We start from the raw sequence: 13,967 nt of genomic DNA, 5'->3' as shown, positions 1-13,967 counted from the left end.
GGTTTATTGCTTGTCTGAAGCAAAAATCCCAGAACTTGGAAGTTTCTTGTCTAATACGCTGCTGGTAGGAAAAACGATAGTGTTTCCATCCCTAGAAATGGCTGGCCTACCTACGGCCATATTATCGGGTTGACCTAGCGCAATAGTTTCTCCGGTAAAGATGTTCTTCACCATCATGGTACTGCCCAAATTTTTAGATTTGGTAGGAAAGGCAACCCAAGTTCCATCAAATGAAATAGGGATTTTTTCGCCTTGTACGATGGGACTATCATTATCGCCAGCTATTTTTCCTTTAGTTTCACTCGCTCTAATTACTTTTCCAGTAGCTATTTCAGCTACGTAAACATGTTGAAATTGAGTTGTTTCTCCGTCAACCATATTGCTTGCAGTAGTAGCAAAAGTGACATATTTACCATTGCCAGAAATGGTTGGCGCTACAATTCTACTCATGCTTTCGTTGCTTTGGTTTCTTTCGCCGCCATTGGTAGTTAACGAAATGCGTTTCAATTGAGGATTACCTCTTTCCCAAACAAAAATGTCCCAAAGTTTATTGTTATCGCCCGCCACTAGCTTGTCAGAATAAGAATAAAAGGCGATGGTGTTACCGTCGTCAGAAATTGAAGGATGTCTGCCACCCACGCCCTTGCCAGTTTTCGGGTCTTTACTGAGCAGGATAATTTCTCCCGTTTGCATATTTTTTACATAAGCGTTAGTAACGGAAGTTCCGTCTACACCAGCGGTTAAATTACTTGCATTAGATGAAAAGGCTACGTAAATACCGTCTCTAGAAATAGAAGCGGCAGCCGAAGGAGCGTTGCCTTCGCAAGTTACACAGCTAATCTGGTTGTTCATCAGGTTCCACATAAATACATCCGAAGCATTGTTCACATCGCCCTGCACCAAATTTGTAGCATGAGATTCGAAAGCAACGCTGTAGCCCCTTGCATCAATAGCAGGTTCGTAACTGTCTTTATTCCCGCCCATGCCATCTAAACCACGGCTTATTACGGCAGTTCTTTCGTTACCACGATTATACCACACTATCTGTCTGTTTTTGCCCCCATGTTTAGGGTCTACGTTCCAACTGGTCACGTAGACCAAAAATTGTCCCTCTTTTACGCCTGTTTCTACTTCACCACCAATGCTTGGGCTATTGCTTCCATAAAATGTTCCTAATAATTTTTTATCAGTGCTGCGGCTTACTAACTCGAATTTTCTAAAAGTTCGGTAAGTGCAATCTAATTCTATGGTTAAAGGTGCGTTTGGAACAGCGCCCATTCCATTGGTTATTTTGCAAAACCTAGGCCCTTCGGTGGCAGTAAAACTATATTTGCTACCCACAGTTAGGTCTTCTAAAACTTGAGTTGTTGGTGCCGTAAACACTAATTCACGGTTGTTGATATCTTTAAATTTAAACGTTTCGCCAGGGGCGATGCCAATAACTTTTAAAGTCACTTTTGCAACCTGAGCCTGTGCAAATGTTGCAATAGAGCATAATTGACAGCAAAAGAGCATCAATAAGATCGGTTTTATCGATTTCATTAGATTAATATTTTAATGATAATTTACTGGATGTTGTAAACGTTTCGCACAGCCCTATTATCCGTAAGGTTAGCTTCAGCTACGCGGAGTTTTACTTCGATGATAAACTTGTAAGATCGGCCAGCCTCTAAATTGTAACTAACATGTCTCGAACCTTGAAGTTCCTGCCCAGGTGCTAAAGTTCCATTAATTCCAAGCATGCTTCCACCAGCGGGAGCGGTGTTATTAGTGGGGTCGGATGTTAATTGTATATAGCATTGTGTAGATAAATCATTAAAGTTTATAGTGCTTGTGCCTACATTTTTGATGGTAAAGTCGATAAAATAAATTCCGTTTCTTTTTTCGATATTTCTAATGCTGATAGTAGCATCGTTTAACTGGTTGTCCACTCCCTTTTTCAGGTTTCTTTCTTGAAAAATTTGATTTACGTTTCCCGTTTGTTGTGTGTATCCAATAATAGGAAGTTCACTAATGTTGTTGTTTTCGTTTGTTTCGGCAACTTTATTGTGGTTGTCTGCTGTTAGGCGATAGGTGTAGCTTTCGTTACTGTAGAGCTTGTTGGTACTATATCCCATCTTTCCTTTAAATTCCTGACCAGCGTTAAGTGTACCCTCGTAAAGGAGCACCATGCCCCCTCCGGCCATCACAAAGTTGCCATCTGCCTTGTAAATATTACCTTGCATGCTCACATCTTTTAGATCGATATTTACATTGCCTACATTTTTTAATGTGTAATTGATGATGTAGTTGCCTGCATTGTGATCTATACTGGTAACTTGCACTGTAAGGTCTGCTCCTTTAGTACCAATGGCATTGTTTTGTTGTAAAACGTTGATTTTGTTAATAGGCTTTGCCACAATTTGTGCTTCGGCGATAACGCTGATGCAAAGGGCGCAAATGAAAAAGAGTGATATTTTCATGTGTTATTATATTAGGTGAATAATTTTTAAAACTTTCCAATAGTTGAATTGAGCGACCTAAAATTTTTATCGATATAGCAAGACATTTTGTTGTTGGTTCCATCAAGTGTACCCACAGCGTTTGATATTTGAATTGGAACACTTGCCAAAGACGGATGGGGTTTACCAAACTGGTCACTAAATTCTAGCACCAATGTAAGGCCTTGTACTTTCCAGGCATCGAAGATAAAATTGGGCGTGTAACCAATATCGAACCTTAAACCGTTACTTTGTATTGCATTTAAGAGCAGGCTTGGGGCATTATCTGGTCGGCCTTGCATACTAAATCTTACCAACCTAAATTGCATTTCGCTATTGCTGTCAAACTGCGCATTAATTACTTGGGGGTGTTGAAAACAGATAACATTGGTGCCCGTATTATATAGGTTTAATACTACAGAAGATAATCCTTCCTTGTTATCTGCACCAGTTCTAATCTTTACCGAGGCACCACTTAAGGAGTAAACAGGTGTTGCAGCAGGGGCTGGCGGAGGAGTGGTTGAAGTGGGGGCTGGAGCTGTTGGCTGCGTGGGTGTAGGTTGCGCAGGAATTTCCAAAGGTTTGCTCATTTTTCTTATTGGTGCTGTTTTTACAGGTATTTGCGCATAGCTGTAGTAAGCTGAGCATAAAATAAATAATAGGGGAGAAATGTATTTTTTCATGACCTTAATTTTTGTTTAGTAAAGTTGATGAAGATGATACTGTTTTTCAATCCTAGAAAAAGGGGATATTTAAAAAGTTGTTGAATTAGAGTAGATTAGGTTGTTTTCTTCGCAAAAGATATTTTGTAGCTTTAATAAAAATCATGTAAAAAGGGGAGCGAAATCCAGTTGATATTTAGGTTTATTTGTATTCACGCAAAATAATAATGTATCTAAAAAAACTTGCAGTATTTGCATGCCTTTTATATGCCATCAACTTAAATGCACAACAAAACAAAGTTGATAGTATTAATAAGGTGCTTAAAGGAAAATTGATGATAGCTGAGCGAGCCAATACGATGAAGGAGTTGGCCAACGCCTATCAACTTGTCGACCAAAAAAAGGCCGTGTTGCTTTACGATCGGGCATTAACTTTTGCAAAAAAACATAAGCTCGATTATGAAACAGCATCGATTTATCAGAATAAGTATTCTGTTTACCATGCCATGGGCGAGTATAAAAAGGCTGTTGAAGTTTTACACATAGCTTTAACTATTGCAAAGAAGTCCAACCACGAAAAGAAAGACATATTAATTGCAAAAACGTATAATTCGCTTGCTGCGGGCTACCGTAATATTAGTGATTATAGAAAGGCGGTAGACTACCAATTGAAAGCCATTGCCTGTTTCGAAAAGTTGGCAGATTATTCCTCTATAGTAGACGCCTATTACAATATGGGCCTTTATTATAAAGATATGAATGATTACCAAAATCAACTTTTAAGTGGCGAAAAGGCGGTTTTTTACGCTAAAAAGTCTGGTAAAAAGGAGGCCAAGTTTGCGTCGTATGCTGCTGTGGCAATGTCTTACATTTTTTTGAGAGATATGAAAAAAGCTGGTGCAGCAAGAGACAGTGCGTTAATGAATTATGATACCAATTTTATGCCTGCCAAGCTTACTGGCTACCATTTAATTTCGGGCTTAATCCATTTGAATTTGAACGAATTCTCAAAAGCTCAAGCCGATTTTAGCAATAGCCTTAAAATTGCTGAGAAAAATAAAAGCTTGTCTGCCATTATACAATCAAAAATGCAATTGTCTAGGGTTTTAGCTATGCAGAAAAAGTTTGTAGAAGCAGAGCGAATACTTAAGTCCTTAGATGCTGATGTAGAAAAAACACAAGCTGTTAACCAGAAACTAAACTTATTAGAGTATTACGCCCGATTGTATAAAGAGTGGGGTAAGTTTGATAAGGCTTTGGAATACAATGTAAAGAATACGGAATTAGGTGACTCTATCATTTCTTTGGAACATAAAAATTACATTGCCACGCTAGAGAAAAAATACGAAACTGAGAAGAAGGACAGTCAAATTAAGTTACAAAATGCGGCTATCAAACAAAAAAACACCTTAAACTATATACTTATTGGTGGTGCGACAGTATTGGTAATTATACTGATGATGGGCTATCGTAACTATAGGCATCGCCAGAAATTACAGCAACAGCGCATTAACGAACTCGAAACTGAAAAACAATTGGCAGCTACTGAGGCGGTTTTAAAAGGAGAAGAACAAGAACGCAGCCGTTTGGCAAAAGACCTTCACGATGGTTTGGGAGGGATGTTGAGCGGAATTAAATACTCATTTCAGCACATGAAAGGAAACATGATTTTGACGCCTGATAACGCACAGGCTTTTGAACGCAGTATGGATATGCTGGACAGTTCTATTAAAGAAATGCGTAGGGTAGCACATAATATGATGCCAGAAGCCCTGGTTAAATTTGGTCTAGACACTGCATTGGAAGATTTTTGTAACGATATTAATCAATCGGGTGCTTTGAAAGTGAACTATCAATCTATCGGTTTAAAAAACGAAAAGATGGCCGACACCACTGCCATTACTATCTATCGAATTGCACAAGAACTCATCAATAATGTGATTAAACATGCTAATGCTAAACAGGCGTTGTTGCAGGTTACCAAAAATGGAAATACCTTGTTACTTACGGTTGAAGATGACGGCAAGGGTTTCAATACAAAGATTCTGGAGCAAGCCAAAGGCATCGGTTGGAACAATATTAACAATAGAGTGGAATTTTTAAAAGGGAAATTAGATGTGCAAAGCAAGCCAGAAAAAGGGACATCAGTATTAACAGAACTACATTTATGATCAGTTTATTTATAGTAGACGACCATTTGATGGTGATTGAAGGGATCCGTACTTTGCTACAAGATGAAAAGGAAATTGATTACTGTGGCCATGCCATTAATGCTAATTTTTGTATGTCTTATCTTGTTAAACATCAACCAGATGTGATTTTAATGGATATTAACCTGCCAGATAAAAGTGGGATAGAGCTTTGTAAAGAGGTGAAACAAAAATATCCTTCAACATTTATTATAGGCTTAAGCACCTTTAACCAACAAAGTTTTATCGAAAAGATGATGTTGAACGGAGCATCTGGTTATGTGCTGAAAAATGCAACAAAGGAAGAGTTAATGGAGGCAATTATCACCGTAAATAAGGGTCAGAAGTACCTTAGTCACGAAGTTGCGCAAACACTTCAGCAAAAGAAAGAAACCGAAATTCTATTGACCCGAAGAGAGCAGGAAGTTTTGGAACTCATTGCCAACGGGATGACCAATCTTGAAATTGCAGAAAAACTCTTTGTGAGCGTAAGTACAATAGATACTCACCGCAAAAACCTACTATTAAAATTTGGTACCCATAATATCGCAGCGTTGATAAAAATGGCCGTTCAAAAAGGATTGATCGAATAGAGATATTTTCAGATGAAAGGCCCAACCCATAGTAGGCTTAGCCCTTCATTTTTATTTAGTTCGCATCGTAAATCACAACCTTTTCGAAAAACACTCTAAATTCTTCTAAAAAAGCTTTATGAATTGGATGAACTTGGTATACATCATGTGCTGCTAAGTCTTCGAATAATAAGATTAAGCTGAAGGTGTAGGTTGTATCAACCACTGCACGCTCGATAGGTGCTGGTGTGCCAACGTGAAAGTTTTTTACAACTTCAATGTTTTCTAAACTTTTTAATCCTCCTAAGAAGGTTTCTTTTTGAGCTTCAGTGGTATCGGCTTTTAACCAAAATAGTACGTGGTGTGCAATCATTTTTCTTTTTTATGGCGAAGATATACAATTTGGTTAACTGTTTAAATCGATTAATTGGCTAACTGAACTAAACATACATAGACATTGTCTTTTAACAATTAACCAATTCCAACAATTAGCCGATTAACCATCATTATATAACAAACTCAAAAAATTATATAAAACACATTTAAATAATTTTGCTCATCTTTGTTGTGTAATGAAGAAACTCTTGTTAACACTTATGGCGTTTTTCTATCTGGCAGTAGCCAGTGGTGCCGGCGTGAATCTTCATTATTGCATGGGAGAACTCGTTGATTGGAGTTTAACTGATAGCGAAAAACATGCTTGCGATTTCTGCGGCATGGAAAAAAAGGAATCGTCTGAAAAATCTTGCTGCAAAGATGTCCAACACCAGGCTAAGGTAGATCAAGCTCAAAAGGCAAGTGCTCAAATTTACAAATTCGAACAATCTGTTTTTTTAATTCCGCAAGTAAAACCTTTGGAAGGTTATCTGTTGCCAGTTACCAAAATCATTTCTCAGGAAGCTAGAAGTAATGCGCCTCCATTAGGGCAACAGCTTCCCATTTTTATCAAAAACTGTACTTACAGAATATAATACCCTCTTTCTTTTCTTTATTGGGTTAGACAATCCTGCTGTCATTCTGAACTTGTTTCAGAATCAGTTCAGCTTATTTAACTGATCCCGAAATAAATTCGGGATGACGACCGCTCAGGAAATTACTCCCATACCGGCTTTTAGCCAAAACAATCCAAATCTTATTTATTTAACTCGTTGCTAGTGAAATCTGCTTTGCATGATATTTTACTACCAACAAAACTTAGAAGTTATGAAATCATTAAAAATGATTGCTGTTGTAGCATTCACTATGTTAGGTACAGCAGCTTTTGCTCAAACAAAAACTGACAAAATTAAAGTATTAGGTAACTGCGGTATGTGTAAAAAACGTATAGAAACTGGTTTAAAAAATGACACAGCCATCACTTCGGCTGAATGGGATAAAACCACAAAATTTTTGACCGTTAGCTACGATAAAAAGAAGTTAGACGAAAAAGCTGTTCATCAAAAAATAGCTGCTTTGGGTCATGATACTGATAAAGCAAAAGCTACTGATGAGGTGTATGCGAAGTTGCCAGGCTGTTGTAAATATGACCGTACTGGTAAGACTGAAAAGGCGCATTAACCCTCCGAATTATCGGAGCAAGCTCTCTCTGCCGTCGGCATCTCTCCCCTAATAGGAAGAGAATTGCATCACGCTGTCCCCCTCTTGGAGGGGGTAGGGGGAGGATTTTAATTATAATAAGCCATAAAAGAAAGAGGGTAATAATTTTCAAATGGTACATCAAATTATTGACTGGTCTATGCGCAACCGATTTATCGTGTTGGTATTGGCCATTGGGATATTTGTTTGGGGCATTTTTGCGGTAAAGAAAAATCCGATAGATGCGATACCAGACTTGTCCGAAAACCAAGTAATTGTGTTCACAGAGTGGATGGGGCGTTCGCCTCAATTGATTGAGGACCAAATAACCTACCCATTGGTAACTAATTTACAGGGTATTCCTAAAATTAAATATGTGCGTGGTTCTTCCATGTTTGGGATGAGCTTTATCTATGTCATTTTTGAGGATGATGTAGATGTGTATTGGGCTAGAGAAAGAGTGTTGGAACGAATTAGCACGATTTCGAAAACATTGCCGGATGGTGCTACACCACAACTTGGTCCAGATGGAACGGGTGTTGGTCATGTGTTGTGGTATACTTTAGATGCGCCAGATGTAGATTTGGGAGAACAACGTGCTATTCAAGATTGGTACGTGAAGTTTGCGTTGCAAAATGTACCAGGCGTAAGTGAAATTGCTTCGTTTGGTGGTTTCCAAAAACAGTATCAAATTGCAATAGACCCAAATAAACTACTGTTCTACAAACTGACGGTGCCACAAGTAATTTCAGCAGTGAGAAGCAATAACAACGAAGCTGGTGGACGGAAGTTCGAGATGAGCGATATTGGTTACATTATCAAAACTTCGGGCTATTTAAAATCGATAGACGAAATCGCAAATATTCCTGTTAAAAACCAGAATGGTACACCTATTCGCATTGCGGATGTAGCTACCGTACAAATGACTGGCGAAACTCGTTTAGGCATTTTTGACCAAGATGGCGAAGGTGAACGTGTAGGTGGAATTGTGGTAATGCGCTACGGCGAAAACGCTGCAGATGTGATTGATAAAGTGAAAGCTAAAATGGCCGAAGTGGCTAAAGGTTTACCCAAAGGAGTGAAATTCGAGATTGTTTACGACCGTGGCGAGCTGATTAAGGAGTCGGTAGATAGTATCAAAAACACGTTGATTGAAGAGATGATTGTGGTTTCATTAATCGTGATTATTTTCTTGTTCCATTGGCGTAGTGCAGTGAGCATCATTATTCAAATTCCTATTACCATTGCAGCAAGTTTTATTCTGTTAAACGCATTTGGTATTAGTTCGAATATCATGTCTTTAACGGGTATTGCACTGGCTATTGGTGTAATTGTAGATAATGGAATTATCATGAGCGAGAATGCGTATAAGCATTTATCGGAAAGGTATGAACAGGTGGTAGGGAAAAAAGAATAGCCGTAGAGACGCAAGATTTTGCGTCTAAATTGTTAGAGGCGCAAAATTTTTGTTTAGAGCGTTAGAGACGCAAAATCTTGCGTCTGTACTGTACATGCATAGACGTAGGAAAAATTGCCTAAGAAAATCGGAATTAAGTGAAATAAACCCGATTGAAACGGCAGCCCCGAGAGAGCGTAGCGAAAGAGGGCTAGAGAGGAAAGCGGGACTACAGCAACCGAAAATTGCTGAAACTGCTTTTCAAAAATTAATTATAATTTAAAAATATAAGCCGATGAAACCATCATGTTTCATGATAGCTTCATCACCATTGAAAACAAAATTTACGCCGATGAAAAATTGGTTAAAAAATAAATTTCGCAAAGAGCCCGAGTGGATTAGCGAAGAAGAACGACTGGCAATTATCACAAAATCGAGCAAGCAAGTATCGAGAGGGGTGTTTTTTGCAACTGTGATTATCATTACATCGTTTTTACCAGTGTTTATGCTGACTGGGCAGGAAGGGAAATTATTCCATCCGTTGGCCTACACCAAAACGTTTATCATGATTGTGGATGCGCTGTTGGTTATCACATTAGCGCCTGTGCTAATTTCCTTTTTTATGAAGGGGAAATTTAAGCCAGATAATGCCAATCCGGTGAATAGATTTTTGGAAAGAGTGTACGAGCCCATCATTAGAAAGGTGCTGGAATGGCGTAAAACGACTATCGCAATTAACGTGGTGGCTTTGTTAATTACCATTCCGCTACTGAAAAATTTAGGAACGGAGTTTATCCCGCCATTGGATGAACAGAGCATTTTGTTTATGCCTGTAACCTTGCCAGATGTGTCGAACGCAGAGGCGAAAAGGATTTTGCAGGTGCAGGATAAAATCATCAAATCGGTGCCCGAAGTTGATAAAGTTTTGGGAAAAGCAGGGAGGGCGAGTACGGCAACGGATAATTCGCCGATTAGTATGATTGAAACGATTATTACGCTGAAACCGAAAAGTGAGTGGCGTGAGGGCGTTACCAAGAAGGATATTATTACCGAGTTGGATGCGAAATTGCAAATTCCGGGGGTGGTAAATGGTTGGACACAGCCTATTATTAACCGTATCAATATGTTGGCTACGGGTATTCGTACCGATGTGGGGATTAAAGTTTTCGGGCAGAATTTAGATACCATTGCTGCGGTTTCGGAAAAGGTAAAAGCGGCTTTGGAGGGTACTGCTGGTGTTAGCGATTTGTTTGTGGAGCCGATTACTGGCGGAAAATATTTGGCTGTAGATATTAAAAGAGAAGAATTGGCTCGCTATGGTTTGAACATTGATGATGTAAACCAAGTGGTGGAAACTGCGCTTGGTGGTGCGAGTATTGGCAATACGATTGAAGGCAGGCAGCGATTTTCGATTAGTGTGCGTTTGGCGCAGGAGTATCGTAACAGTGTGGAGCAAATCCAGCGTATTCCTTTGCAATCGCAGGGTTTTGGAGAAATTCCTTTGTCGGCAGTGGCCGATGTGAAGTTTGAGGATGGCCCGCCAATGATTAGTTCTGACAATGCAATTTTACGTGGAGCGGTGATGTTCAACGTTCGCGATAGAGATTTGGGGAGTACGGTGAAAGAGGCGATGGAGCAGCTAAACAAAGAAGATGGCATTTTACCAGAGGGATATTTCTTGGAGTGGAGCGGCCAGTACGAGAATTTAATAAGAGGCCAGCAAACTTTAATGTGGATTGCGCCAGTGGTTTTGGTGATTATTTTTTTCTCCCTTTATTTCGCTTTCCATTCTATTAGGGAAGCTTTCTTGAGCTTAATTACCGTCCCTTTTGCGTTGATTGGCGGTGCTTATATGATTTATTTCTGGGGCGTGAACCTTTCGGTTGGTGTGGCAGTTGGTTTCATTGCGTTGTTTGGTATTGCGGTAGAAACGGGTATTGTAATGGTGATTTACTTGAACGATGCGATGCAAAATTTAATTAAACTCAAAGGAAATTCGAGGGAAACGATTACTCGGGATGATTTGCGAGAATACGTGATTTATGGCGCTGCAAAACGCTTGCGCCCGAAACTGATGACAGTTTGTGTATCTCTGTTTGGTTTGGTGCCTGTGCTATGGGCTACTGGAGTAGGTGTTGATGTGATGCAGCCTATCGTGTTACCTATGATTGGTGGTGTATTGACTTCCTCGACACATATTTTATTGGTTACGCCGCTCATCTTTTTAATGTCTAAAGAATACGAATTGAAAAAATACGGAAAATTGGAGGTGCACGATGTACAGCATTAACAAAACTTTGAAAGGTCGTCATTCCCGCATAGACGGGAACCGTAAAGCATATGAAGTTTCCTACTCAAGCATTACGATGCCCAATCGAGTTGGGCATGACGGCAAGAATAATTGGGCGTCGTTGCAAGTCGGAAGAATTGCTCTTTTGGCTGTATTAATGATTGTTTTTTCTTTCACAGCCCAAGCGCAAACCCTAGTACTTTCTCTCGATACCATTCTAAGTCGTATTGACCAGAACAATTTACAACTTAAATCTTACGGACTAAAAGCAGAAAGTTACCAGTACAACGCCAAAGCAGCTACTGCTTGGATGGCGCCAATGGTTGGTGTAGGAACGTTCATGACGCCTTATCCAGGGCAAATGATGATGGATGGTAGGGACAAAGGTTCGTTGATGTTTCAGGTAGAACAGGACATCCCGAACTATGGAAAGTTGAATGCGCAGAAGAAGTTCATCAATTCGAAAGCTAATGTTGAAAGAGCAACCAGGGCGGTGACTTTGAACGATTTTAAAACACAGGCGAAAAAGTTGTATTATGCTTGGTTGGTTGCACAGCAGAAGTTGAAAGTACTGGAGAAAAGCACCCAAATTATGCAAACCATGAAGAAGATTGAAGAAATCAGGTATCCTTTTAATCAGTCGAAATTGGGGAGTGTTTACCAGACTTCAGCAAAGCTGGAAGAAACGGAAAATATGAAACGCATGCAGGAGGGAGAGATTGGTAAGGCTAAAGCTTGGTTAAATAGCATGATGAACCAGCAAGGCAATACCGATTTTAAGATTGATAGCAATTATGTCCCCCAATTTGTTGCAGCAACGGCTTTAGATACGGCAAGTTTGGCAATGGCTCGAAAAGATGTCGCCAAGATGGACTACAATATCCAGTCGATGAATTTGAATATTGACGCGATGAAGAGACAAAGTCGTCCAGATTTTAGGGTTCGCTTTGACCATATGTCGCCTTTGGGCAGTGGAATGCCTAAAGCATTTAGCGTAATGGGAATGGTGAGTATTCCAATTGCGCCTTGGGCTTCGAAAATGTATAAATCAGAAGTGAAAGGAATGCAATATGAGGTAGAAGCGATGCAGATGGAGAAAGCTGCGATGTTGCAGGAAACGCAGGGAATGTTGTACGGAATGCAGTATCAGATTAAAACGATGGAACAGCAGATTGCAGCGATGGAACAGAAAATCATTCCAACCTTACAAAAAACACTGGATGTGAACGTGTTGGGCTATCGCGAAAATAAGCTGCAATTGCCAGAAGTAATCGCTTCATGGGAAGCTTTGAATATGATGCAGAACAATGTGTTAGATGAGAAATTGAAACTTTACTTAATGATTGCGGATTATGAAAAGGAATTGTATCGGTAGAGCCCTCCGACGTATCGGAGCAAGCCCTCTCTGCCCGTTGGTCATCTCTCCCCAAACGGGAGAGAATAGCCGCAATCGTAATTCCCGCAAAGGCGGGAACCGTAATGCGATGCAAAAGACAAATGATTTAGGTAAATCCTCCCTCTTTAATTCTCCCTCTAAAGGGAGACACGTGGCGCAGATAGCGAATTGCATATCCCCCTCTTGGAGGGGGCAGGGGGAGGAAGCCCTGAAGTATTTATTTCTATTGTTAATTACAGTTTTCCTTGCATCGTGTCAAACCAAGCCTAAAAACGACCACCACGATATTGGAAAGGTAGAAGTAGATGCTAAACTGAAAGCACTAATCGCTCCATCGAATGAGCAGGTAGTTGCAAAAGCAGCGGTGGTTAAAGCTAGTTACGAAACCAAGATTTTAACTGCGGAAGTACAAGGTATCGTAAATTATGATACCCGTGGCGAAACCAGTGTAGCCAGTAGAGTTGGTGGACGTTTGGAAAAGCTGTACATCAAATACAACTATCAGCCTGTTAAAAAAGGTCAGTTGTTATTTGAAATCTACGCTCCAGATGTGGCAGCGGCACAACAGGAGTTGATTTATCTTCAAAGTGCTGGGGACGAACGTTTGTTGGTACAGGCTAAACAACGATTGTTGCTGTTGGGTATGAGCAATCAAACCATTCAACAGGTGTTACAAAGTAAAAAGGTGAATTATCGTATTCCAGTTTACAGCCCAGCGGATGGTTATATTTTGGAAAAGCAACTTGCAAATAACAGTGCTGCTGTGACTGTACCAAGTACTGAAAGTAGTGGTGATGGTATGTCGGGAATGGGCGGCGGTGGTAATGCTACATCAAGTGCTGCGCCATCAACGCAAATAAATAATTCTCCAGTAATGATAAGGGAAGGACAATATGTAAATGCAGGGCAAAGCATCTTCACTATTTACAAAGCCGACCAGTTATTAGCGGAATTTGCATTGAAACCTAGTTTGGGTGCTTTGGTTAAAAAAGGAAGCAAAATGGCTTTTTATAAGACTGCTGATAAGGAAGATAGTTTCCAAACATCAATCATTGGGTTAATACAGCCGATGATTAAAGCGGGAGAAAATTTCACAGTAGCGAGAGTTTACCTGAGCAAAGGGAAGTTTAAAGCGGGTGAGATTTTAACGGCGAAAATTCCAATGTTGGTGCCTCAAAGTTATTGGTTGCCAGAAACTGCAGTGGTAAGTATAGGTGCTCAAAGTATGGCTTTCAAAAAGGAAAATGGCGTGTTTGTAAGTATGAATTTGAATGCCGGTTTGCGCATGAATGGAATGGTACAGGTCAAAGAGGATATTCGTGATGTCGAATTTGCTAAAAATGCTTCGTATTTAGTAGATAGTGAAAGCTTTATAAAAGTTAAAAGTAATTAGCCACAGATACACGG

The 13,967-nt window shown here is 39.8% G+C and carries 12 protein-coding genes; 8 read left to right on the top strand and 4 right to left on the bottom strand.

What is annotated here, in order from left to right; genetic code table 11:
• Positions 1–3: 3 nt before the first annotated feature.
• From AC23ME_RS08255 to AC23ME_RS08245, 3 genes are read right to left on the bottom strand one after another with little or no spacing between them, the layout of a single operon-like run.
• Positions 4–1,542, bottom strand: a complete 1,539-nt coding sequence (locus tag AC23ME_RS08255) for a TolB family protein (RefSeq protein ID WP_487727280.1) — start codon at positions 1,540–1,542, stop codon at positions 4–6.
• Positions 1,543–1,565: 23 nt separating this feature from the next.
• Positions 1,566–2,462: a CARDB domain-containing protein gene (locus tag AC23ME_RS08250; protein ID WP_487727279.1), complete on the bottom strand. Its 897-nt coding sequence runs from the start codon at positions 2,460–2,462 to the stop codon at positions 1,566–1,568.
• A gap of 26 nt (positions 2,463–2,488) precedes the next feature.
• Positions 2,489–3,163, bottom strand: coding sequence for a hypothetical protein (locus AC23ME_RS08245; protein WP_487727278.1), 675 nt, complete (start codon positions 3,161–3,163; stop codon positions 2,489–2,491).
• Positions 3,164–3,369: 206 nt separating this feature from the next.
• Between AC23ME_RS08245 and AC23ME_RS08240 the strand changes: the two genes are divergently transcribed.
• Together AC23ME_RS08240 and AC23ME_RS08235 are read left to right on the top strand one after the other, a co-directional pair.
• Complete coding sequence (locus AC23ME_RS08240) at positions 3,370–5,313, top strand: tetratricopeptide repeat-containing sensor histidine kinase (protein WP_487727277.1); 1,944 nt, start codon at positions 3,370–3,372, stop codon at positions 5,311–5,313.
• Positions 5,310–5,924, top strand: a complete 615-nt coding sequence (locus tag AC23ME_RS08235; protein ID WP_487727276.1) for a response regulator — start codon at positions 5,310–5,312, stop codon at positions 5,922–5,924. Before AC23ME_RS08240 ends, AC23ME_RS08235 begins: the two co-directional genes overlap by 4 nt.
• Positions 5,925–5,979: 55 nt before the next feature.
• Here AC23ME_RS08235 and AC23ME_RS08230 read toward each other — a convergent pair whose 3' ends face one another.
• The gene (locus AC23ME_RS08230) at positions 5,980–6,276 is read right to left on the bottom strand and encodes a Dabb family protein (protein WP_487727275.1); all 297 of its coding nucleotides are present in this window, start codon (positions 6,274–6,276) and stop codon (positions 5,980–5,982) included.
• A gap of 199 nt (positions 6,277–6,475) precedes the next feature.
• On the opposite strand from AC23ME_RS08230, the gene AC23ME_RS08225 reads away from it, so the two are divergent.
• The 6 genes from AC23ME_RS08225 to AC23ME_RS08200 all read left to right on the top strand — a co-directional run bounded on the left by AC23ME_RS08225 (position 6,476) and on the right by AC23ME_RS08200 (position 13,953).
• Positions 6,476–6,874 carry an HYC_CC_PP family protein gene (locus AC23ME_RS08225; RefSeq protein ID WP_487727274.1) on the top strand — a complete coding sequence of 133 codons (399 nt, stop codon included), beginning with the start codon at positions 6,476–6,478 and terminating at the stop codon, positions 6,872–6,874.
• Between the two features lie 232 nt (positions 6,875–7,106).
• Positions 7,107–7,460 carry a heavy-metal-associated domain-containing protein gene (locus tag AC23ME_RS08220; protein WP_487727273.1) on the top strand — a complete coding sequence of 118 codons (354 nt, stop codon included), beginning with the start codon at positions 7,107–7,109 and terminating at the stop codon, positions 7,458–7,460.
• A gap of 151 nt (positions 7,461–7,611) precedes the next feature.
• A complete protein-coding gene (locus tag AC23ME_RS08215) occupies positions 7,612–8,895 on the top strand; it encodes an efflux RND transporter permease subunit (protein WP_487727272.1) in 1,284 nt (427 codons plus the stop codon).
• 331 nt (positions 8,896–9,226) lie between these two features.
• Positions 9,227–11,164, top strand: a complete 1,938-nt coding sequence (locus AC23ME_RS08210; RefSeq protein ID WP_487727271.1) for an efflux RND transporter permease subunit — start codon at positions 9,227–9,229, stop codon at positions 11,162–11,164.
• Complete coding sequence (locus AC23ME_RS08205) at positions 11,151–12,539, top strand: TolC family protein (RefSeq protein WP_487727270.1); 1,389 nt, start codon at positions 11,151–11,153, stop codon at positions 12,537–12,539. Before AC23ME_RS08210 ends, AC23ME_RS08205 begins: the two co-directional genes overlap by 14 nt.
• Complete coding sequence (locus tag AC23ME_RS08200) at positions 12,517–13,953, top strand: efflux RND transporter periplasmic adaptor subunit (RefSeq protein ID WP_487727269.1); 1,437 nt, start codon at positions 12,517–12,519, stop codon at positions 13,951–13,953. Before AC23ME_RS08205 ends, AC23ME_RS08200 begins: the two co-directional genes overlap by 23 nt.
• Positions 13,954–13,967: the final 14 nt, after the last annotated feature.

Source organism: Pedobacter sp. T50_32 (genome assembly GCF_057652195.1).
The sequence above is the reverse complement of the archived record's forward strand: the minus strand, read 5'-3'. Positions and strand labels throughout refer to the sequence as shown.